Origin of the sequence: Catellatospora sp. NPDC049609, assembly GCF_040675365.1 — a bacterium.
Lineage (GTDB): Bacteria > Actinomycetota > Actinomycetes > Mycobacteriales > Micromonosporaceae > Catellatospora.
Window position 1 is genome coordinate 35,289 of sequence record NZ_JBFAOU010000016.1, and the last position, 21,286, is coordinate 56,574.

Annotated in this window: 16 protein-coding genes; 7 read left to right on the top strand and 9 right to left on the bottom strand. The window is 73.2% G+C overall.

From position 1 onward, the window contains the following. Nucleotides 1-37 precede the first annotated feature (37 nt). Genes AB0J67_RS07270 through AB0J67_RS07280 form a run of 3 tightly spaced genes read right to left on the bottom strand, consistent with a single transcriptional unit; the run spans nt 38 to nt 3,944 of the window. A complete protein-coding gene (locus AB0J67_RS07270) occupies nt 38-1,012 on the bottom strand; it encodes a TAXI family TRAP transporter solute-binding subunit (protein ID WP_363477388.1) in 975 nt (324 codons plus the stop codon). Continuing rightward, nucleotides 1,009-1,437, bottom strand: coding sequence for a roadblock/LC7 domain-containing protein (locus AB0J67_RS07275; RefSeq protein ID WP_363477390.1), 429 nt, complete (start codon nt 1,435-1,437; stop codon nt 1,009-1,011). The genes AB0J67_RS07270 and AB0J67_RS07275 overlap by 4 nt, the downstream gene beginning before the upstream one ends. Further along, nucleotides 1,434-3,944: a nitrate- and nitrite sensing domain-containing protein gene (locus tag AB0J67_RS07280; RefSeq protein WP_363477393.1), complete on the bottom strand. Its 2,511-nt coding sequence runs from the start codon at nt 3,942-3,944 to the stop codon at nt 1,434-1,436. The genes AB0J67_RS07275 and AB0J67_RS07280 overlap by 4 nt, the downstream gene beginning before the upstream one ends. Nucleotides 3,945-4,224: 280 nt before the next feature. Between AB0J67_RS07280 and AB0J67_RS07285 the strand changes: the two genes are divergently transcribed. Continuing rightward, the gene (locus tag AB0J67_RS07285) at nt 4,225-4,707 is read left to right on the top strand and encodes a hypothetical protein (protein WP_363477396.1); all 483 of its coding nucleotides are present in this window, start codon (nt 4,225-4,227) and stop codon (nt 4,705-4,707) included. A gap of 134 nt (nt 4,708-4,841) precedes the next feature. Then, complete coding sequence (locus AB0J67_RS07290) at nt 4,842-6,515, top strand: PQQ-dependent sugar dehydrogenase (RefSeq protein ID WP_363477399.1); 1,674 nt, start codon at nt 4,842-4,844, stop codon at nt 6,513-6,515. A 70-nt stretch (nt 6,516-6,585) separates the two neighbouring features. Here AB0J67_RS07290 and AB0J67_RS07295 read toward each other — a convergent pair whose 3' ends face one another. Then, the gene (locus AB0J67_RS07295; RefSeq protein ID WP_363477402.1) at nt 6,586-7,635 is read right to left on the bottom strand and encodes an OmpA family protein; all 1,050 of its coding nucleotides are present in this window, start codon (nt 7,633-7,635) and stop codon (nt 6,586-6,588) included. 2 nt (nt 7,636-7,637) lie between these two features. Continuing rightward, nucleotides 7,638-8,444: a helix-hairpin-helix domain-containing protein gene (locus tag AB0J67_RS07300; protein ID WP_363477405.1), complete on the bottom strand. Its 807-nt coding sequence runs from the start codon at nt 8,442-8,444 to the stop codon at nt 7,638-7,640. 148 nt (nt 8,445-8,592) lie between these two features. Between AB0J67_RS07300 and AB0J67_RS07305 the strand changes: the two genes are divergently transcribed. Then, on the top strand, nt 8,593-9,087 hold the full coding sequence (locus AB0J67_RS07305) for a MaoC family dehydratase (protein ID WP_363477408.1): 495 nt from the start codon (nt 8,593-8,595) through the stop codon (nt 9,085-9,087). On the opposite strand, the gene AB0J67_RS07310 is transcribed toward AB0J67_RS07305, so the two are convergent. Both AB0J67_RS07310 and AB0J67_RS07315 read right to left on the bottom strand, forming a co-directional pair. Then, nucleotides 9,084-9,287 (bottom strand): hypothetical protein, encoded by a 204-nt coding sequence (locus AB0J67_RS07310; protein ID WP_363477411.1) that lies wholly within the window; start codon nt 9,285-9,287, stop codon nt 9,084-9,086. The genes AB0J67_RS07305 and AB0J67_RS07310 overlap by 4 nt on opposite strands. Before the next feature lie 103 nt (nt 9,288-9,390). Next, nucleotides 9,391-10,431, bottom strand: a complete 1,041-nt coding sequence (locus AB0J67_RS07315; RefSeq protein ID WP_363477414.1) for a hypothetical protein — start codon at nt 10,429-10,431, stop codon at nt 9,391-9,393. A 342-nt stretch (nt 10,432-10,773) separates the two neighbouring features. Between AB0J67_RS07315 and AB0J67_RS07320 the strand changes: the two genes are divergently transcribed. Together AB0J67_RS07320 and AB0J67_RS07325 are read left to right on the top strand one after the other, a co-directional pair. Further along, nucleotides 10,774-13,773, top strand: coding sequence for an EAL domain-containing protein (locus tag AB0J67_RS07320; protein ID WP_363477417.1), 3,000 nt, complete (start codon nt 10,774-10,776; stop codon nt 13,771-13,773). Between the two features lie 9 nt (nt 13,774-13,782). Further along, on the top strand, nt 13,783-14,496 hold the full coding sequence (locus AB0J67_RS07325; RefSeq protein WP_363477420.1) for a helical backbone metal receptor: 714 nt from the start codon (nt 13,783-13,785) through the stop codon (nt 14,494-14,496). Between the two features lie 109 nt (nt 14,497-14,605). Here AB0J67_RS07325 and AB0J67_RS07330 read toward each other — a convergent pair whose 3' ends face one another. Beyond that, on the bottom strand, nt 14,606-16,048 hold the full coding sequence (locus tag AB0J67_RS07330) for a carboxylesterase family protein (RefSeq protein ID WP_363477423.1): 1,443 nt from the start codon (nt 16,046-16,048) through the stop codon (nt 14,606-14,608). Between the two features lie 93 nt (nt 16,049-16,141). After that, the gene (locus AB0J67_RS07335) at nt 16,142-17,788 is read right to left on the bottom strand and encodes an FAD-binding dehydrogenase (protein ID WP_363477425.1); all 1,647 of its coding nucleotides are present in this window, start codon (nt 17,786-17,788) and stop codon (nt 16,142-16,144) included. Nucleotides 17,789-17,926: 138 nt separating this feature from the next. Between AB0J67_RS07335 and AB0J67_RS07340 the strand changes: the two genes are divergently transcribed. Together AB0J67_RS07340 and AB0J67_RS07345 are read left to right on the top strand one after the other, a co-directional pair. Then, nucleotides 17,927-19,552, top strand: a complete 1,626-nt coding sequence (locus tag AB0J67_RS07340) for a SigE family RNA polymerase sigma factor (RefSeq protein ID WP_363477428.1) — start codon at nt 17,927-17,929, stop codon at nt 19,550-19,552. A 113-nt stretch (nt 19,553-19,665) separates the two neighbouring features. Continuing rightward, complete coding sequence (locus AB0J67_RS07345) at nt 19,666-21,258, top strand: SigE family RNA polymerase sigma factor (protein WP_363477431.1); 1,593 nt, start codon at nt 19,666-19,668, stop codon at nt 21,256-21,258. Nucleotides 21,259-21,286: the final 28 nt, after the last annotated feature.

Genomic DNA, 21,286 nt, shown 5'->3' on the forward strand with positions numbered 1-21,286 from the left:
ATCACCGGGTCTGTCCGCCGTCTGGACGATCCCGCGGTCAGGACACCCCGTAGAAGCGCTTGGCGCCCGGATGCAGGTCCAGAGGCGACACCAGCGCGGCGATGTCCCGGCTGATGTTGTCGCCCTCGGGGTGCACCGCGGCCAGCTCCGGCTGGAAGTCGAAGATCAGCTGGGTGAGGCGGTAGGCCAGGTCGTCCGGCATGTCCTCGGCGACCACGATCAGGTTCGGCACCGCGACCACGGTCACGTCGGCGCTCAGCCCGTACATGGCCTTCGGGATCTTCCCCGGCGCGTAGACGTCGGGGTGCAGCCGGCCCATGTCCTGGAACAGCTCCTCGGTCGGCAGCAGCGTGAACACGCCCGGCGACTGCGCGAACAGCGCCTGCACGCCGACGGTGGGCAGGCCCGCGGCGTAGAACATGGCGTCCAGGTCGCCGGCCCGCATCGACATCGCCATCTGCGACAGCGACGCGGAGACCTGCGTGATGTCGCGCTTGACGTCGATCCCGGCGGCGGCCAGCAGGCGCATCGCCACCAGCTCGGAGCCGGAGTTCTGCGGGCCGGTGGCGACCCGCCTGCCCTTCAGCTGCTTGATCGACTTGATGCCGGAGTCGGCGCGTACCACGAGGTGGGTGTAGCCGTTGAAGATGCGCGCCAGCGCCTTGAACTTCACCGGCTTGCCCGCGAACAGGCCCTTGCCCGCGGCGGCGTCGGCCGCCGTGTCGGCGAACGTGAACGCGACCTGCACGTCGTCGATGGCCAGCCGCTGCAGGTTGTCGCCCGCGCCGTTGGTCGGCGGGGCGAGCGCCTCGTACCCGGCCAGGTGGCGGTTGATGATGTCGGCGTAACCGCCACCCACCTGGTTGAACACCCCGTTGGTGGGGCCGGTGCCGATGGTCAGCGTGCCGCCGTGCCAGGCCGCCGCGGTCGTGGCCGCCGGGTCGCCCGTGCACGCGGCGAGCGCGGGCGCCAGCAGCGCGCAGAGCAGCAGGGCCAGCCGGCGGCGCGTCACCACTGCTCGCCCGCCCGCGCCTCCGGCTCCAGGGCGTACGCGACCCGGTGCGCCAGCAGCGCGGTCTCGTAGCCGATCTGGCCGAGGTCGCAGCCCGGGGCGGCCACCACGGCCAGGAACGCCCGGTCGCGTACCGCCATGATCATCAGGACGCCCTCGTCCATGTCGACGACCGTCTGGCGCACCTGGCCGCTGCTCAGGCAGCGCGCCGCACCGATGGTGAGGCTGGCCAGCCCGCTCGTGATGGCCGCCAACTGGTCGGAGAGATCCTGGCGCAGCCCGTCGGAGTGCGCGATGGTCAGGCCGTCCACGGAGACGGCCAGCACGTAGGTCACGTCGGCGATGCGTTGGGCGAACGAGGTCAGCAGCCAGTCCAGGCCGCCGATCTCGTCGGCGCCGGTGACCTGCGCGGGGTTCTGAGTCATCTCGTGCTTTCCTTCGTAGCTGGCGGGGCTGAGAGGCGTTGCTCGCGGGCGAGTTCGCGGTGAGCGGCCGCGATGCCACCGGCCAGACCGGACAGCCGGACCCGGACCGCTTCGGGGTCCAGCAGCCCGGAACCGTTCGGTCCGGTCGTGCGAGCGGGCTTGTCGTCGCCGGGCGGCGTGGGTTCGCCGGGACGGCGCTGCGGGAGGCCCGAGGGCAGGATCTCGCTGGTGTCGGAGCGGGGTGGTGCTTGCCGGAGCGCAGGGATCGCCTGGGTCGGCGTGTCGTCCGCCCCCACGGGGGTGGCGGCGGCGGACGCGGTGCGGGACGGGAAGTCGGCGGAGTGGATCAGGCCGGCCGGCGGCGCCTGCACGGCCGGGGGAGCGGGGATCGGGGCCGGCGCCGGCAGGATCGCGGCCTGGCGGGCGCCGGGCCGGCGGGTGCGCAGGGTCTCCCCGTCGGGCATCGGGCCGCCCGCGAGCGCCGCGGGGAACCGCGCGGCGGCGCTGTGCGGCGGGGCGAGCAGCACGGTCGGCAGCAGCACCAGCGCCACGGTACCGCCACCGGGGCTGCTGCGCAGCTGCACCCTGATCCCGCGGCGGGCCGCGATCCGGGCGACCACCAGCAGGCCCATGGTCCGGGCCAGGTCACTGGTCAGCATGGACGGTCGGGCCAGCCGCTCGTTGATCTCGTCGAGATGGGCGGGCGGCATGCCGATGCCGGCGTCGAAGATGCTGATGGTCAGGCCCTCCACGCCGCGGCGGGTGGACACCAGCACGCGGCTCTTGGGCGGCGAGAAGTCGGTGGCGTTCTCCAGCAGCTCGGCCAGCAGGTGCACCACGTCGCCGACGGCGTGCGCGACGACGCACAGGTCGGCGATCGAGTTCGTCTCCACCCGGGCGTACTGGTCGATCTCGGCGGCGGCCGCGTGCACCACGTCGAGCAGCAGCTCGGCGTGTACGAACCGGCGGCCCGGCTCACCACCGGCCAGGACCAGCAGGTTCTCCTCGTTGCGGCGCATGCGCGCGGCGAGGTGGTCCAGCGCGAACAGCTTCGCCAGCGCCTGCGGATCGGTCTCGCTCTGCTCGAACTCGTCGATCAGGTGCAGCTGCCGCTGCACCAGCGTCTGCCCGCGCCGGGACAGGTTGACGAACATCGCCGAGATGTCGTGGCGCAGCATCGCCTGGTCGGCGGCGAGCCGCAGCGCCTGCTGGTGCAGGGTCGCCAGGGCCGCGCCGACCTCGCCGATCTCGTCCTTCGGCCCGGCGAGGGCCTTGTCGGCCTGCTCGTTGGAGGCGCGCACCAGCCGGCGCACCGTCTCGACGTTCGGCGCGTCGGAGACCCCGGCGATGGCGTCGGGCAGCTCGTTGGCCGCGATGTCCATCGCGGACCGGCTCAGCCGGCGCAGCCCGCGGCTGGTGCGTACGGCAAGCACGCCCGCGACGGCGAGCGACAGCAGGATCACGCCGGCGGTGCCGGCGCCGGTGGCCAGCGCGTCGCGCCCGGCGGCGGTCTGCTGCCGGACGGCCTCGTCCTCCAGCGAGGAGATGACCTCCAGCTCGAACAGGTAGAGCCGCCGCAGCGCGTTGGACTGGGCGATGTACCAGGAGTCGGGGTCGACGCGCAGCGCGTCCGGGGTGGTGTCGGCGGCCAGCGCGGCGGCCAGCAGTCCTTTCGCGCGGTCGACGTCGGCGCCGCGCACCACCTCGCCGTAGCGGGCACGCGTCTGCGCGCCGGCCACCCGCTCGAACTGCAGTAGCCGCTCCTGCTCGGCGCCGTGCCGCTCGGCCAGCTCGGCCAGCTCACCGGGCTCGAAGCGGCCCCGGCTGAACACTGCGCGCAGCAGGCCGCGCTGCTTGGAGGCGTGGTGCTCGACGGCGTTGAGCGCCGCGACCGCCTCGGCGTACGCGCTCAGCGTGTCCTCGTGCGGCGTCTCGCCCAGCGACTCGGCGACCAGGAACATGGTGTGGGTGAGGTCGTCGTAGACGGCCTCCGGCGACGTCGTGGCGGTCTTCGCGCCGACCAGCGGGAACTGCGACCGGTCGCGCAGGTGCGGCAGCTCGACCAGGGCGAACTCGGCCTCGTTCAGGATCGGCCGCACCTCGGGCGCGGACTCGGCCGCCGCCAGCGCCGCGGCCCGGAAGCGGGCCACCGCTTCGTCGGTCCGCCGCCGCTGCGCGACGAGCAGCGCCTCACCGGCCTTGCCGCCGCGCAGGCGCAACGCCACGGTCTCGGCGATCTCCTGCTCAAGCTGGTGGTTGAGCTTCACCGTGGCGGTCAGCGTGGTGGCGATCGAGCCCGAGGTGCGGGCCTGCTCCGCCTTCTCCATCGCGACCGAGGTCTGCACGCCGCCCAGCCCGGCCAGCCCGAGCGTCGCCACGCCGATCGGCAGCAGCAGCCGGTATCCGATGGAACGGCGGACACCGCGCCGAGCCGGGGACACCGGGACGTCGGTGTCCCGGACATACCCTGCTGACCACGGCGGTGCGCCGCCGCCGGTGACTGCCATGCGTCGTGCCTCCGACTGTCGGTTGGACTCCCATGAGCGTTATGGGCAACAACCTTCACCGCAACCCCCAAAAGTCCACCGGATGGACACATCGGTGTCATAGGACGACACGTTCAGCCCTTCCGACCGCGGTCGCATGTGTCGCGGTTGTTTCCACCGCCCGCCTCGCGACATGGATCCATGCTCACGGACGGATGTCTCTGTGGCGCGCTTCACCTGCGAACTCTCCGGATGAAACTACGCTCTGTGCAATATGTCGGATTTGCCTACGGGGTGCACCATGCTCGTCCGCCGCATCGCCTCCATCGCCGCCGCGCTCGCCGTCGCGGGCACCGCGGCCTGCGCTGACAACACCACGCCGCCCGCCGGGAGCCAGGCGTCGGCGCCCGCCGCGACGGTCGCGGCCTCACCCGCCCCACGGACCGCGGTGAAGGTCGGCAACGTCGGCGGCCGCCGCGTCCTGGTCGATCACGAGGGCCGCACGCTGTACATGTCCACCGCCGACACCAAGGGCAAGAGCAGCTGCCTGGGCCAGTGCGCGACGACCTGGCCGCCGCTGACCGGCGACGCGGTCAACGGCGAGGGCGTCGACGGCTTCCTGCTCGCCACCTACTCCCGGCCCGACGGCCGGCTGCAGACCACGTACGTGAACCAGCCGCTCTACCGGTTTCACGGTGACAAGGTCGGCGACGCCAACGGCCAGGGCATGAACGGCACCTGGTTCATGCTGGACGCGGACGGTGAGCCGCTGCGCTGGTGGTGAGCCCGAGCGGGCTCCGCGTGGCGCGGTGAGTTCTCCGGCAACCGGGCGTGGCCGGGCGTGTAACTGCGCCCGGATCGCCGCGATGCCGGTAGTCTTGCCCGAATTCGCCGGGATGTCTGCGATGTAGGGATGAGATGAAGAACAGAGGTTTCGTCATCGCGGCCGTCGCCACGGCGCTCGTGCTGGGCGGCGTCGGCTACGCGTCCTTCCGCCAGGCGTACGGCGACGGGGCGAGCGCCTGGCCGCCCGCCAAGCCGGTACGCACCCTCGGCGCGCCGCTGCCCGGCGCGCCGGTGGTCACCGAGCCGCGCGCCGACGGGCACCTGGTCAGCGGCGCCGACGTGCACATGGAGAGCGCCGCGCTGGCGCTGTCCAGGAAGAACGGCAAGAAGGCCGCGCACGTCTGCACCGAGTGGGAGATCTGGTCCGTCACGCCCGCCGAGCGGGTCTGGCACACCGAGTGCCTCGACGGCCCGCAGCTCGTCCACGCGCACCTCGGCGACGGCACGTTCGAGAACTCCTTCACCGGCCGCCGCGACCTGGTCGCCGACACCGAGTACGACCTGCGGGTCCGCTACCGCGACGAGGACAAGGCCGAGGCCGACCGCTGGACGCCGTGGGGGATGCGCGCGTTCCGCACCCGCCCGCAGCGTGCCCCGCTCGCCAACGCCGGCACCTGGCACGTCCGCCAGGACGGCTTCCGGGTGGAGGAGGTGGCCGGCGGCTTCCAGCTGCCCGTGCACCTGGCGATGGTGCCGGGCCACACCGGCGACCCGGACCGGCCGATGTTCTACGTCACCGAGCTCTACGGGCAGATCAAGGTGGTCAAGGGCGACCTGTCCGTCGGCACGTACGCGAAGGACCTGCTGAACTTCGACCCGCGCGGCACCTTCCCGGGCACCGGGGAGAAGGGCGTCACCGGGATCGTGGTCGAGCCGAAGTCCGGCGACGTCATCGCGTCGATCCTGTACGACAAGGGCGGTGTGCACTACCCGAAGGTGGTGCGCTTCTCCAGCCGCGACGGCGGCCTGACCGCGGCCAAGCAGACGACCGTGCTGGACATGCCGGACGAGCCGCAGTCGGCCGCGCACCAGATCTCCCAGCTCACCATCGGCCCGGACGGCAAGCTCTACGTGCACATGGGCGACGGGATGGTCGTCACCACGGCCAAGGACCTGGACAGCTTCCGCGGCAAGATCCTGCGGGTGAACCTGGACGGCACCGCGCCGGACGACAACCCGTTCCACGACGCCGCCGACGGCATCACCGCCAAGGACTACGTGTACGCCTCCGGGTTCCGCAACCCGTTCGGCGGTGCCTGGCGCGCCGACGGCAGCTACTACCAGGTCGAGAACGGCACCGCGATCGACCGGCTGTCCCGGGTGGACAAGGGCGTCGACTACGGCTGGGACGGCACCCGCGACAGCATGCTCAAGCCGAAGCTCTACATCTGGGAGCCGTCGACCGCGCCGACCTCGATCGCGTTCATCGACCCGGACGTGCACCACGGCTCCGGGTTCCCCAAGAGCAAGCACGGGCACATGTTCGTCGCGGAGAGCGGCCCGACGTTCGCCACCGGGCCGCAGGACAACGGCAAGCGGATCGTCGAGTTCACCTTCGACGGCGGCAAGGTCGGCAAGCCGAGGAAGCTGCTGGAGTACAACGGCACCGGCAAGGCCAGCGTGGTCGGCCTCGCGGCGGGCCCCGACGGCCTCTACTTCACCGCCCTCTACCCCGACGCCGACACCACCGCCCCCGACGCCCCCGGCGCCAAGATCTACCGGGTCCGCTACACCGGCGACTCCTGACCAGTAGCAAGGAAGGGCACCTTCTTAACGGAATCCGTTGTAGAAGGTGCCCTTCCTAACTATCTATCGGTCACTGCGCGACGATGAACTCCACCCGGCGGTTGACCGCCCGGTTCGCCTCGGACGTGTTCGGCACCGCGGGGCGGGTCTCGCCGAAGCCCGCGGCCGTCAGCCGGTCGGCGGCGATGCCCTGCGACACCAGGAAGTCCACCACGGCCTTGGCCCGCGCCCGGCTCAGCGCCAGGTTGGACGCGGCCGTGCCCTTGTCGTCGGTGTGCCCCTCGACGCGCACCTTGACCGCCGGCGCGGCGGCCAGCACCTGCGCCGCCCGGGTCAGCGCCGCGCGCCCGGCCGGGGTCAGGCTGGTCTTGTCGTTGACGAAGGTCACCGCCTTCAGGTCGCCCAGGGCCTGCTCCACCTCGGTCACCTTCACGCTGATCGCCACGTCGGTGACGCCCATCGCCTTGGCGGCCGCGTCGGCCTCCTGCGCGGTCGCCGCGGTGTCCACGGTGCCGGTGACCTCCACCTTGTCGCCGCGCAGCTGCACGGTCAGGTCGGTGGAGTGCTTGGCGACCGCGGTCAGCAGCAGGCCGAGACCGTCCAGGCCCTTGTCGGTGACAGCCGGGTCGACGGTGAGCCGGTCGTCGACCATGCCCGCCCCGGCGGCGTCGGTCGCGGCCTTGACCAGCCTGGCCTTGGCCGTCTCGTCGGGCACCCGGCCGCTGAGCGTGATCCGCCCGCCGCCGGCCAGGGTCGCGGTGACCTCGGGCGGGGACGTCGGCGCGGTGGCCGACGGCGACGCCGCGGCGGTCGGTGCGGGCTCCGCGACGGTGGGGACCTCAGCCTCGGCGACGCGTACGCCCTCCAGCGCGCGCACGATCGCCAGCGCCTTGTCGGCGTCCGCCGCCGAGGTGACCCGGAGGGTGCCGTCGCGCCCGACGAAGCTGACCCGCACCGAGGACAGCCCGGCGGCCTGCAGGGCCTGCTCGGAGCGCCGGGTGAGGTCGTCCTGCACGCGCTCGCGCACGGGCAGGTGCTGGGCGGTGATGATCCCGGCCAGGCCGAGCGCCGCGACGGCCAGCCCGACCAGCGGGCTGAACCTGCGATCGTTGTTCGCCATGCTCATTCCCGTCCCGTGTCGCGCCCGGCCACCAGGCGGCGCTGCAGGTCGGCCAGACCCTCCTCGTCACCCTCGGCGAGCAGCTTCGCCTGGCGTGCCCAGGTGAGCAGCGCGGGTGCGAAGCTGAGGCCCTGGGCTTCGATGGCCCGGCGCAGCCGGTCGTTGTCGGCCTCGGCGAGCGCGGCGTACGTGCCGAGCCCCGCCGCGGTCAGCGCCGCCTCCATACGCGGGCCGATGCCCTCGATGCGCTGCAGGTTGTCACCCGCGGCGACCAGCACGACCTCCTCGGGCGTCAGCCCGTCCTTCTCGGCCGCGAACCCGGCCGACTGGGCCGCCTCGGCGGCCTCCACGATGGCCTCCATGCTGTCGTCCGGCTCGGCCGCGGCGGCGACCGGCTCGGCCGCGACCGGCTCGGCGACGACCGGCTCGGCCGCGACCGGCTCGGCGACGACCGGCTCGGCGACGACCGGCTCCGGCTCGGGGGACGCCTGCTCGACCGGCTTGGCGATCGGCGCGACCAGCGACACGGGGTGCTGCTGCACCTCGATCTGGTCGTCGGCGGGCGCCGCCTCGGCCTTCTTGGCGGCCTTGCGCGCCGGCTTGGCCTTGGGCGCGGTCTCGGCGGGCGCCACCGGCTCGGCCACGGCCGCGGTCTCGGCCGGCGCCGGGACGGTGGTGGGCTGCTCGGCGGCAGCGGGAGTGTCGGTGGTGGACTTGCCGCGCCTGCTCCAGATCAGCCAGCCCACCAGCAGGCCGAGCAGGAACGAGATCAAGATCATGAGGAGCGACTGGCCGATGAACCAGGCCACGAAGACCTCCAAAGAGAACGCGCGGGGGACGCGCTGTCGGAAAACTCGAGGCAGCTTCGCACACGCCCGCGGCGACCGGCTCAGCGCATCGGCCGGAAGTGCCACCGCTCCGGGTCACAAATACACCGTGTCCGCATAGGATGCCGCTGTGCCGACGACCGTGACACACGTACGCGACCTCGCCGACGCGGTGGGCAGCTTCCTGGGACACAGCGAGTGGCACGAGATCACCCAGCGCCAGGTCGACCTGTTCGCCGAGGCCACCTGGGACGACCAGTGGATCCACACCGACCCGGAGCGCGCCGCGGCGGGGCCCTACGGCGGCACCATCGCGCACGGCTTCCTGACCATGTCGCTGACGCCGACCCTGCTGGCCGAGATCTGGCGCGTCGAGGGCATCGACATGACGGTGAACCAGGGGCTGGACAACCTGCGGCTGCGGGCGCCGGTGCCGGTGGGCGCGCTGGTGCGGATGGGCGCCGAGCTGCTGTCGACCCGGCCCCGGCCGAAGGGCTTCGCCGAGGTGGTGGTGAAGCTGGTCTTCGAGCTGGAGCACGCCGGCCGGCGGCAGCGCGCGGCCACCGCCGACCTGACGATCCTGCTGCGGGAGGCGGCGGCCGTCCCGCGAGTGACCGGCGGCTAGGACGGGTCCCCGCTCCAGCGGGCGTCCTCGTCCTCCCACTGCTCGTTGCGCTCCTTCACCCGGGCCAGTGCCTGCTCGGCGTCGGCGGGGGAGGGGTACGGGCCGAGGAGGAACTTCGCCGGGCACCGGTCGTCGCCGTGCTCGACCCGGTTGTGCTTGATGCACCAGAAGTACTGCGGCGGATCTCCGACGTTCGTCATGCCATCACTGTGCCCGTCCGCGTGCCCGCCATGCCACCGATTCCGGGCGCAAACGCGGCGCGGGGCACCTGCGGCCGCAGGCGCCCCGCGGTGTCGCGGATGCTCAGAGGATCGACACGTGTACGTGGTTGGTATGGTCGCCGGCCGGGCTGTCGCCGCAGCTGGAGCCGGTCGAGCCGTACCGTTTCCAGGCGCCGTTGACCCAGATCTGGCAGAACCAGATCACGTACATGATGCCCAGGCGGCTGGCGTTCTTGACGTAGAACGCGGCCAGGTTGTTGCCGTAGGTGCGGTCGCCGCCGGTGGCCGACGAGTTCTTGAACCCGTCCGTCGCCGAGGCGTGGTCGCAGGCGCGGCCCTTGGGATGCTCCCCGTCGCCGCCGGAGCGGTGGCAGGACACGTAGCGCTTGAAGCCGTTGGCCTTGGCCTGGTTCATCGCGTGCAGCGTGCGCGGGGTGATGCAGCCGCTGGTGGTCGGGTCGTTGACCGAGCAGGTCTCCTTCGGCCAGGAGCCGTCGGAGTTGCGCGGCGCGGGCTTGGCCAGCGGCGAGTTCGGGTTGATGTAGCCGCTGGAGTCGCGGCCGTCCGCGACGGCCAGCGCCTTCGAGGCGGCCTTCTTGCGCTTGTCGATCTCCTTGAGCGCGTCCTGCTGCAGCTTGACCTGCACGCCGATGGCCGCCTTCTTGGCGGTGACCTCCTGCTTGCGGGTGCGGTAGTCGCGCAGCTTGCTCTGGTCGCGCTGGGTCATCCGGTCCATGGCGCTGGCCTTGCTCAGCAGCGAGCCCGGCTTGGTGCCGTCGATCATCAGCCCGATCATGCCCAGCTTGCCGGTCTTGTACGCCTCGGCCGCGTACGCGGCGACGTTCCCGCGCAGCTCGCCGAGCTCCGCCTCGGCCGTGGCCAGCTCGGCGGCCAGCGCCTTCTGGTTGAGCTCGGACGCCTCCAGGGCGGCCTGGGCCTCCAGGTAGCCCTTGGCGGCGGCGTCCAGGTTCTCGCGCAGCTGCTTGAGCGTCTTCGAACTGCCCTCGTTCGGCTCGGCCAGGGCGGGCGTGGCGGGGGCCAGGCCGGTCAGGGCCAGCAGTGCCGCGGCCAGCACGATCGCCAGCCGGGCCGCGTGCCTTCGTCGGGGCCGGGTGGGGGTCACGGAGGTGCTTCCTTCCGTCGTTCGCCGCGCGGACGGGCCTGCGCCGTCGGTGCTGCGGGGGATGCAGCGGGTCCGGCGGCCGGTCCGTCGTCGGGGATTGCGCGACGGTGGCTCGGCAGATCTTTATGTGAGACAGCCTCGGTGCCATGGGGCAGGCGGACAGACTACCCGGTCCCGCAAGCGGCCCTCAAAACGATCGACGATCGTGCGCCGCTTTGCCCGAAACGTTGGTTTTCGCGTTGCCACGTCAGGGAACCGGCGCCGTAATAGTGTTATCCGGAGGGGATTGTGTCGTCTCGCGCCGTTTCAGTGCTCTTCACGGCCTGGATGGTGCTGCTTGGCGTGCTTTTCTACGCCATCAGGCCGTGGCAGGTGGCGACCTGGACCGTGCTCGGGCTCAGCGGCGCCGCCGCCATCGTGTACGGCGTACACCGCAACCGGCCGCGCGAGCGGCTGCCCTGGCTGCTGATGTCCGGTGCGCTGGTGCTGTTCGTGATCGGCGACCTCTTCTCGGCGCTGCTGAACAGCGACTACCTGGCCCCGTACGAGGTGCCCCTGGTCGTCGACCTGTGCTACCTCGCCATGTTCGCGCTGATGAGCGCCGGCTTGCTGGGCCTGGCCCGCTCCGGGTCGGCGGTGCGGGACCGGGCCGGGGTGCTGGACGCGATCACCCTGCTGCTGGCGCTCGGCCTGCTGGCGTGGATGTTCCTCATCGAGCCGCGCTTCCGCACGCCCGGGCTGTCGCCGCTGGAGCAGGTCGCCGCGGTCGCGTACCCGCTGGCTGATCTGCTGCTGCTGGCGATGGTGGTGCGGATCGTGATCGTGGCGCGGTGGAGCGCGCCGGTGGCGCTGCTGGCGGTGGGCAGCGCCGGCATGTTCACCAGCGACAACCTGCACCTGTTCGCCCGGCTCGACGGGTTCTGGCACATCGGTGGCCCGCTCGACGCGGGCTGGATGCTGCTCTACTGGGGCTGGGGCCTGGCGGCGCTGCTGCCGTCGATGGTCTGGCTCACCGAGCCCCGCCCCGGGCCGGGGATGGAGCTGAGCGGCCGCCGGGTCGTGGTGCTGGGCCTGTCCTCGTTCATCCCCCCGCTCGTCCTGCTCTTCCAGGCGCTGCGCGGGCCGGTGCGCAGCCCCGAGGGCATCGCGCTGCTCTGCCTGGCCATGTTCGTGCTGGTCCTGGTCCGGCTCATCGACGCCATGCGGGTGCACCGGCAGGCGCTCACGCGCGAGCGGATGCTGCGCGAGGCGGGGGTGGACCTGGTCGCCGCGACCGGCGTGGAGCAGGTGACCGAGGTGGTGCGGCAGACCGCCACCGGCCTGATGCCGCCGCACTGCGCGCACCGGGTGATCCTCAGCCTCGACGAGGGCGCGGGCGAGGCGCCCCCGCCCGCCGAGACCATGGCGACCCGCCCCCGGGCCGCCGTGCTGTGCCACACCGGCGACCTGCCCGCCGAGCACTCCGGCGCGCTCGCGGGCTTCGACGTGGCGCTGAGCTGCCCGCTCGCGCCGGCCAACGGGACCTCCGGCGGGCACAGCATCGGCACGCTGGTGGTCGCCGCGCAGGAGAACGTGCTGCGTACGCTGCAGGGCGCGATGGAGGTGCTGGCGCTGCAGGCCGCGCTGGCGCTGTCGCGGATCATGCTCAACGACGAGGTCAACCGGCGCGACAGCGAGGCGTACTTCCGGGCGCTGGTGCACAACACCGCCGACGTGATCATGATCATCGGGAACGGCGACGAGATCCGCTACTGCAGCCCGTCGGCCGCGGCGATGTTCGGCCGGGAGCGCCTGGAGGGCAACCACCTGCTCGACCTGGTCGTGCCCGAGGAGCGCGAGCGCAGCGCCGGCTACCTGCTGCGGGCGCGCCAGGAGCGGCGCGGCGAGACCACCGACTGGACCGTCTGGGGCTTCGGCGACCGCCGGCTGCAGGTCGAGGTCTCCAGCCGCGACCTGCGCGAGGACCCGACCGTCGGCGGCCTGGTGATCACCCTGCGCGACGTCACCCAGCGCCGCCGGCTGGAGCGGGAGCTGACCCACCGGGCGTTCCACGACTCGCTCACCGGGCTGGCCAACCGCGCCCTGTTCATCGACCGGGTCACCCTCGCCGTGGACCGGGCCCGGCGCAACGGCTCCATCACCGGCGTGCTCTTCATCGACCTCGACGACTTCAAGGACGTCAACGACACGCTGGGCCACCCGGTCGGGGACGAGCTGCTCACCGCCGTCGCGGAGCGGCTCAAGGGGGTGCTGCGGCCGCACGACACCGCCGCCCGCCTGGGCGGTGACGAGTTCGCGGCGCTGATCGAGGACGCCGCGGGCACCGGGGCCATCGAGCAGGTGGCGGAGCGGGTGGTGCGGGCGCTGTCGGCGCCCGTACCCGTGGGTGAGCAGGTCGTGCCCGCCGGCGCGAGCGTCGGGGTGGCCACCACCCGGCACGCCGGTGACGGCGACGAGCTGCTGCGCCACGCCGACCTCGCGCTCTACTCGGCCAAGGGCGAGGGCAAGGGGCAGTGGCGGCGCTACCAGCCGGCGCTGCACGAGGCCCTGGTCGAGCGGCTGCAGCTGAAGGCCGACCTGGACCGGGCCATCGCCGAGCAGGAGTTCAGCCTGCGCTACCAGCCGGTGGTCGGGCTGACCGGCCGCCGCACGGTCGGCCTGGAGGCCCTGGTGCGCTGGGAGCACCCGCACCGGGGCACCCTCGGGCCGGGCGAGTTCATCGGGCTGGCCGAGGAGTCGGGGCTCATCGTGCCGATCGGCACGCAGGTGGTGCGCCAGGCGCTGGCGATGGCAGCGCGCTGGCCCACCCACGCCGGGCTCGGGCCGTACGTCAGCATCAACATCTCGGCCCGGCAGTTCCGCACGCCCGGCGTGGTGGCCGACCTGCTGCGCGAGCTCGACGAGGCAGGGCTGCCCGCCAACCGGCTGATGCTGGAGATCGTCGAGTCGCTGCTGCTGCACGAGGAGGAGGACGTCTGGGCAGACCTCGCCCAGCTGCGCGAGGCCGGCGTACGCGTCGCGATCGACGACTTCGGCACCGGCTACTCGTCGCTGAGCTACCTGCGCCAGATGGCGCTGGACGTGGTGAAGCTCGACAAGTCCTTCGTCGGCGAGATCGCGGTCTCGGAGCAGCAGCGGGCACTCGTCGAGGGCATCGTCCGGCTGGCGAACACCCTCGGGCTGGAGGTCATCGCCGAGGGCATCGAGACGCAGGAGCAGCGCGAGATCCTCGCCGAGATCGGCTGCCCGTACGGGCAGGGCTACCTGTTCAGCAAGCCGCTGCCACCCATGGAGGCACTGCGCTGGCTGGTCGACGACCTCGACGACCCCGGCGCGCACTAGCCTCGGCGTATGCGGGTCGTGTCGCTGGTGCCGTCGCTGACCGAGGCCGTCGCGGCCACCGTGCCGGAGGTGCTGGTCGGCGCGACCGACTGGTGCACCCACCCGGCGGACCTCGCGGTAGCCCGGGTGGGCGGCAGCAAGTACCCCGACCTTGACGCCGTGCTGGCGCTGCGCCCCGACCTGGTGCTGGTCAACGTCGAGGAGAACCGCGAGTCCGACGCCGCGGCGCTGCGGGCCGCGGGCGTCGCGCTCCATGTGACCTACCCGCGCACCGTCGACGAGGCCCTCGACGAGCTGGGCCGCCTGCTGGCCGCGCTCGGCGCGCCCGGCGAGCCCGAGTGGCTCACCCAGGCCCGTGCCGCGTGGTCGGCGCTGCCCGCCGTGGCGCCCCGGCGGGCGGTGATCCCGGTCTGGCGGCGGCCCTGGGTCGTGCTCGGCGGGGACACCTTCGCCGGTGACGTGCTGCGCCGGCTCGGCATCGGCAACGCCTACGCGGCCGCGGCGGAGCGCTATCCCCGCCCGGCGCTGGACGAGATCCTGGGCCAGGGCGCCGAGCTGATCGTGCTGCCGGACGAGCCCTATGCCTTCACCGGCGACGACGGGCCCGAGGCGTTCGGCGGCACCCCGTGCGCGCTGGTCTCCGGCCGCCACCTCACCTGGTACGGCCCCTCCCTGGCCGAGGCCCCGGCGCTGCTGTCCGCCCAGCTCGCCCAGCCCCACTGACCCGCCCGCCCGCGCGGGGCGGGATCTTGTCGGCAAGATCGCTGTTCCGTGCCAAGAGCTGCGGTTCCACGTCACGTTTCGACACCGAACAGCGATCTTGCCACCGCCGTCAGGACCAGGCGGTCAGCTCGGCGTCGTTGGGGGCGTGGACCAGGCGGGAGTCGGGGGCGTCGAAGCGCATGACCGGGCGGGTGCCGTCCCAGCGGGGCCAGCCGGGGTCGCCGGTGGTGGCGAAGTCGACCCAGGCCCGGTGCATCGTGTCCGCCAGCTCCTGCGGCGGGTTCGGCCCGGCCAGCGGCAGCCCTTCCGGCGAGGACAGGTTGTCGAACACGAAGCCGATCTCCAGCGCGTGGCAGGCGCCGAGCCGCTCCACGGGCGACGGCCAGGCGAACTCGTACAGCCAGGTCGCGCCGGGCAGGCGGAAGTCGGCCAGCCGGTTGAGCGGCAGCCGCAGCAGGCGGTCGGTCGCGATGATGCCGAGCAGCTCGCCCGGCGTGGCCTCGGGCCGGGCGGCCCGGTAGGTCCGCGCGGTGCGCGCCTTGACCCGGAACTTGGCCAGGGCGAGCCGCAGCGTGAGCCGGTTGATCCGGTCGACGATGCCGCTCGGCACGAACCACAGCCGGTACTCCTCGGCGTTGTAGCCCAGGATCAGCTCGACGTGGGAGCCCGCGCCCTCGCACAGCGCGACCATCGGGTCGCGGGGCAGCACGTCGCCGTCGACGGCCAGGGTGAACCCGGTCCCGTTGCCGATCGGCGCCCCGCCCCGGGTGATCGCCACCTGCGCGGCCAGCAGCCGATCCGGCGGGACCGCGGCGAAGGCCGCCGCCGTCGCCGGGACCTTCAGCCGCTTGGCGATCATCCGGGTCGACCGGCCCGCGGCCTCGGGCTGCTGCGCGGTCGGCGCACCGCTCTGCAGCACCGCCCGCCGGCACAGGCCCTGCGCGTACGGGCTGGTCAGCAGCGCGCCGATGGAGATGGACCCGGCCGACTCGCCGAACAGCGTGACGTTGCCCGGGTCACCGCCGAACGCGGCGATGTTGTCGCGCACCCAGCCCAGCGCCGCGATCTGGTCGCGCAGGCCCAGGTTGCCCGGGGCGTCGGGGAACACGCCGAAGCCCTCGATGCCGAGCCGGTAGTTGATCGACACCAGCACCACGCCGTCCCGGGCGAAGTTGCGCCCGTCGTACGCGGGCAGGCAGTTCGAGCCGTTGCGCAGCGAGCCGCCGTGGATCCACACCAGCACCGGCCGGCCCGTCGCACCCGCGGGCGCCCACACGTTCAGGTTCAGGCACTCCTCGCCCGGGATGGACGGGTCGCTGAGCAACCGGTCCAGCGGCGGCGGGAACGGCGCCTTCGGCGCGGTCGGCCCGTACGCCAGCGCGTCGCGCACCCCCCGCCACGGTGTGACCGGCGCGGGCGCCCGGAACCGGTGCTCGCCGAACGGCGCCGCCGCGTACGGGATGCCCAGGAACACCGCGACACCGTCGTCGACCCGCCCGCGCACCCGCCCGTCCCGGGTCGCGACCACCACCTCGACAGCAGTCTCCGTCATGCCTGGATTCTCCCGCCCGAAACGAAAGGAAGGGCACCTTCTTAACGCTTTGCGTATAAGAAGGTGCCCTTCCCCACCCGGGGTCGGGTGCGGTCAGAGCGCCGCGGCGGCGGCGCGGCCGGCCTGGCGGCCGGAGAAGATGCAGCCGCCCAGGAAGGTGCCCTCCAGCGAGCGGTAGCCGTGCACGCCGCCGCCGCCGAAGCCGGACACCTCGCCCGCCGCGTACAGGCCGGCCAGCGGGCTGCCGTCGGCGCGCAGCACCCGCCCGGCCAGGTCCGTCTCCAGCCCGCCCAGTGTCTTGCGGGTGAGGATGTTGAGCCGGACCGCGATCAGTGGCCCCGCCTTCGGGTCGAGCAGCCGGTGCGGCGGCGCGACGCGCACGAGCCTGTCCCCGCGGTAGTTGCGCGCCCCGCGGATCGCGGTGATCTGCAGGTCCTTGGTGAACGGGTGGTCGATCTCGCGGTCGCGGGCCTCGACCTGCCGCCGCACGTCGGCGAGGTCGAGCAGGCCCTCGCCGGTCAGCTTGTTCATGCCCGCGACCAGCTCGTCGAGGGTGTCGGCGACGACGAAGTCCTCGCCGTGCCGCTTGAACGCCTCGACCGGGCCGGGCGCGCCGGGCAGCGCCCGCTTGAGCACCTGGCGCACGGACTTGCCGGTCAGGTCGGGGTTCTGCTCGGAGCCCGACAGCGCGAACTCCTTCTCGATGATCTTCTGGGTGAGCACGAACCACGTGTACTCGTGCCCGGTGCGCATGATGTGTTCGAGCGTGCCCAGGGTGTCGAAGCCGGGGAACAGCGGCACCGGCAGCCGCTTGCCGGTCGCGTCCAGCCACAGCGACGACGGTCCGGGCAGGATCCGGATGCCGTGCTCGGCCCAGATCGGGTCCCAGTTGGCGATGCCCTCGGTGTAGTGCCACATCCGGTCGCGGTTGATCAGGTTGCCGCCCGCGGCCTCGGTGATGCCGATCATGCGGCCGTCGACGTGCGCGGGCACGCCGGACAGCAGCCGCTGCGGCGCGCTGCCCAGCCGCTCCGGCCAGTTCTGCCGGACCAGGTCGTGGTTGCCGCCGATGCCGCCCGAGGTCACGATCACCGCCTGCGCGCGCAGCGCGAACTCGCCGACCTCGGTGCGCGAGCTCGCCTCGCCGCGCGCGGCGGTGCTCGGCTCCAGCACCGCGCCGCGTACCCCGTCGATGGCGCCGGCGGTCTGGGTCAGCTCATCCACGCGGTGCCGGAAGGCCAGCGTGACCAGGCCCTTGGCCTGCGCGGCGCGGACCCGGCGGACGAACGGAGCGAGCACGCCCGGTCCGGTGCCCCAGGTGATGTGGAAGCGCGGCACCGAGTTGCCGTGCCCGTCGGCGAGGTAGCCGCCGCGCTCGGCCCAGCCCACCACCGGGAAGAAGCGCACGCCCTGCGCGTGCAGCCAGGACCGCTTCTCACCGGCGGCGAAGTCCACGTAGGCCTCGGCCCAGCGCCGGGGCCAGGCGTCGCACTCGCGGTCGAACCCGGCGCTGCCCAGCCAGTCCTGCATCGCCAGCTCGCGGGAGTCCCGGATGCCCATCCGGCGCTGCTCGGGGGAGTCGACCAGGAACAGGCCGCCGAACGACCAGAACGCCTGCCCGCCGAGCGAGGCCTCCGGCTCCTGGTCCATCAGGATCACGCGCTTGCCGGCGTCGGCCAGCTCCGCGGTGGCCACCAGCCCCGCCAGCCCTGCTCCGACCACGATGACGTCTGCGTCCACGCTGCCCTCTCCAACGCCGGGGATGTGACCGGCAGCATATCCAATGCGAAACTTCTTCAGTTAGTGGTCGCCACCCGTACCGCATGATGACCTCCAACCCCGCGACGTCCCGCTGCGTGTGGGTGGCGGAGGTAGGACATGAACAAGTTCGACGGGTTCCACGAGTTCGTCGTGGCCCGCGGGGGAGCCCTGTCGCGCACGGCTTACCTGCTCACCGGCGAGCACCACGCCGCCGAGGATCTGGTGCAGTCGGCCCTGGCCAAGGCCGCGGTCCGCTGGCGGCAGATCGTCGCCAACGGGCATCCGGAGGCGTACATCAAGCGCACGATGATCAACGAGCACATCTCGTGGTGGCGGCGCCGCCCGGCGCGTCCCATGGCCGAGCTGCCCGAGCTGCCCGGCCCGGACGAGCCGCGCCAGGTCGTGGACCGGGTCGTGTTGGGCCGGGCCCTGGACACGCTCACCGCGAAGCAGCGCGCCGTGGTGGTGCTGCGCTACTACGAGGACCTGTCCGAGGCGGACACCGCCGCCGCGATGGGCTGCTCGGTCGGCACGGTCAAGAGCCAGACCCACCTCGCCCTCGGCAAGCTGCGGTCCGCGCTGCCCATGTTCGCCGAGCAGGCCGGGGTGTACGCCGACGCGGAAGCCGCCCTGACCCGCGCGCGCACGTCGCGGTCGCGCCGGATCGCGGTCGGCGCCGCGGTGCTGGTGCTGCCGGTGGTGCTGGTCGCGGCCCTGTTCGCGGTGCGCGGCGGTGACGCGGTCCCGCCGCCGCTGACCGGCACGCCCTCGCCCAGCCCGTCGGCGTCGGTGCCGTACCCGCCGGTGCCCACGCAGGTGCCCGGCTCCGCCGCCGTCGCCGAGCTGCCCGCCGACCGCGGCGTCGGCCGGGCCTCCCTACTGCGCCACGACAACACCACCGAACCCGGCAAGGCCCGGCTCGACGTGCTCGTCGACGGCTCGTGGTACCGCCTGACCGTGCCCGACGCCTGGATCTTCCCACCCGGCAGCCACGCCTCCGCGGCGGTGCGGGCGGCGTACCCCGCCGCGCTCTCACCGAACGGCCGCTGGCTGACGTGGATCGGACCGGGCGACGACGGTCGGATCACCGCCTTCGCCCGCGACCTGACCGGCACCACCACGTGGACCATGCCCGGAGCGCAGGTCGTGCGCTGGTCGCCCGCAGGCGAGTGGCTGATCGGGTACGACACCTGGAACAGCCGCCACCTGCGGATGTCGGTCGTGGACGGCACGCTCGTCGCGGTGATGCGGCGGGACAAGAAGACAGCCGTCGCGGGGGTGCTCGACTCGGGCGAGCTGCTGCGCGTCCGGACCGGCGGCGGAGACGACGCGGTCCTGCTGGAGGTGGTCGAACCGCGCACGGACGCCGTCCGGCCGCTCACCGTCGACCTCGCCGGGTGGCGCCGGGCCGGGGAGCAGGCGGAGAAGAGCCTCCTGGCCTACTCGTTCATCCATCCTGGCGCCGACGGCGTCGCGGCGATCGAGCTGCGGGACGAGACCGGCCAGCACACCCGGGCGTACCTTGAGTTCTCGCTCGCCGACGGGCGCGTGCTGCGCCGCCACGACCTGCCCGCGTCCGCCGCGCCGATCGGCTCGACCTTCGTGCTCTGCCTGCGCGGCCCGCAGCTGGTCTGGCGGGGCGCCGACGCGTTCCACGTGCGGCAGGAGCCGGGCGGGGCCGACACGGCCGTCGCCCTCCCGCCGGGCCGGTACCGCCTGCCCGGCTGCGGGACCCTCCTCTGAGCGCCGCTGCTCCGGCCCGGCAGGTGCGGGCCGGAGCAGCGCACGAGCGCGTACCGGAAGATGACTGCCAACCCTTCGGCGTCCCGCTGCGTAGTGGGGTGCGGAGGTAGGACATGAACAAGTTCGACGGGTTCCACGAGTTCGTCGTGGCCCGCGGGGGAGCCCTGTCGCGGACCGCGTTCCTGCTCACGGGTGAGCATCACGCCGCCGAGGACCTGGTGCAGTCCGCGCTGGCCAAAGCCGCGGTCCGGTGGCGGCAGATCATGGAGTACGGCCAGCCGGAGGCGTACATCCGGCGCACGATGATCAACGAGCACATCTCGTGGTGGCGGCGCCGCCCGGCGCGTCCCATGGCCGAGCTGCCCGAGCTGCCCGGCCCGGACGAGCCGCGCCAGGTCGTGGACCGGGTCGTGTTGGGCCGGGCCCTGGACACGCTCACCGCGAAGCAGCGCGCCGTGGTGGTGCTGCGCTACTACGAGGACCTGACGGAGGCCGAGACGGCCGCCGCGATGGGCTGCTCGATCGGCACGGTCAAGAGCCAGACCCACACCGCCCTCGGCAAGCTGCGGTCCGCGCTGCCCATGTTCGCCGAGCAGGCCGGGGCGTACGCCGACGCGGAAGCCGCCCTGACCCGCGCCCGCACGTCCCGGTCGCGCCGGATCGCGGTCGGCGCGGCGCTGGCCGTGCTGCCGCTGGGCCTGGTCGCCGCGCTGTTCGCCCTGCGCGGCGGCGACTCCGCGCCGCCCCCGCTGACACCCACACCCAGCCCATCGGCATCGGCGTTGCCGCTGTTGCCGCCGCTGCCGACCCGGCTGCCCGAGGCGGCGGATCCGGTGGCCGCACTGCCCCGCGACCGCGGCATCGGCATCGCCACCCTGCTGCGGGTCGACGGCCAGACGACGCCGATCACCGTGGACGTGCTCGCCGGCGGCGAGTGGTTCCGCACGACGGTCCCGCAGAGCCCGACGACCCGGAGCCTCTTCCCGGCCGAGCTGTCGCCCGACGGCCGCTGGCTGGTCCGGATCACCGGTGCGGGCGCGGTCGTCCGCGATCTGACCGGCACGGCCGAGTGGACGGTGCCGGGCGTCCGGCTGCCGCGCTGGTCGCCCTCGGGCGCCCGGCTGGCCGGATACCGCCTCGACGGCCGGGTCGCCGTGCAGTCGACAGCGGACGGGACGCGCTTCGTATCGCAGCCGCGGCGCGAAGGCTGGAGCTGGGCGGGCGTGCTCGACAGTGGCGAGCTGGTGCAGGCGTCGGCGACCGGCCGGGCCGGCGACACCGCGCTGGAGGTGGAGCTGCTCGACCTGGCCGCCGGCACGGCGCGACGGTTCACCGCCGACCTGGGCGTGCTGATGAAGCCGGACGAGCGACTGCCGGCGACCCGGGGGCCCGTCGCCCGGGTGTTCCCCGCCGCGGGCGGTGAGCTGATCGTCGAGGTGCAGCAGGCGAGTCGCGCCGGCCGGATCAGCGGGTACGTGACGCTCTCGGCGGTGGACGGCCGGCCGCTGCGCCGGTACGACCTGCCGCCCGAGGCGTACGCCGGCGGCAGTCCTGCCGGCCGGGCCTGCCTGCGGGGCACGGAGCTGCTGTGGGCTCCCGGTCGGCAGGTCCAGGTGGTGCCCCAGGACGGTAGCGGGGCGGGGTGGACCCTCGATCGCGGCGCGGTCGGCCTGCTGCACATTCCCGGCTGCCCGGAGTACTCCTGAGCGGATGCCTGGCCACACTGCTTCTTGA

Coding starts and splice junctions, on each gene's coding strand:
- AB0J67_RS07340 (WP_363477428.1), top strand. CDS start 17,927: ATGAACAAGTTCGACGGGTTCCACGAGTTCGTCGTGGCCCGCGGGGGA.
- AB0J67_RS07330 (WP_363477423.1), bottom strand. CDS start 16,048: ATGACGGAGACTGCTGTCGAGGTGGTGGTCGCGACCCGGGACGGGCGG.
- AB0J67_RS07280 (WP_363477393.1), bottom strand. CDS start 3,944: ATGGCAGTCACCGGCGGCGGCGCACCGCCGTGGTCAGCAGGGTATGTC.
- AB0J67_RS07295 (WP_363477402.1), bottom strand. CDS start 7,635: ATGGCGAACAACGATCGCAGGTTCAGCCCGCTGGTCGGGCTGGCCGTC.
- AB0J67_RS07275 (WP_363477390.1), bottom strand. CDS start 1,437: ATGACTCAGAACCCCGCGCAGGTCACCGGCGCCGACGAGATCGGCGGC.
- AB0J67_RS07290 (WP_363477399.1), top strand. CDS start 4,842: ATGAAGAACAGAGGTTTCGTCATCGCGGCCGTCGCCACGGCGCTCGTG.
- AB0J67_RS07285 (WP_363477396.1), top strand. CDS start 4,225: ATGCTCGTCCGCCGCATCGCCTCCATCGCCGCCGCGCTCGCCGTCGCG.
- AB0J67_RS07310 (WP_363477411.1), bottom strand. CDS start 9,287: ATGACGAACGTCGGAGATCCGCCGCAGTACTTCTGGTGCATCAAGCAC.
- AB0J67_RS07345 (WP_363477431.1), top strand. CDS start 19,666: ATGAACAAGTTCGACGGGTTCCACGAGTTCGTCGTGGCCCGCGGGGGA.
- AB0J67_RS07325 (WP_363477420.1), top strand. CDS start 13,783: ATGCGGGTCGTGTCGCTGGTGCCGTCGCTGACCGAGGCCGTCGCGGCC.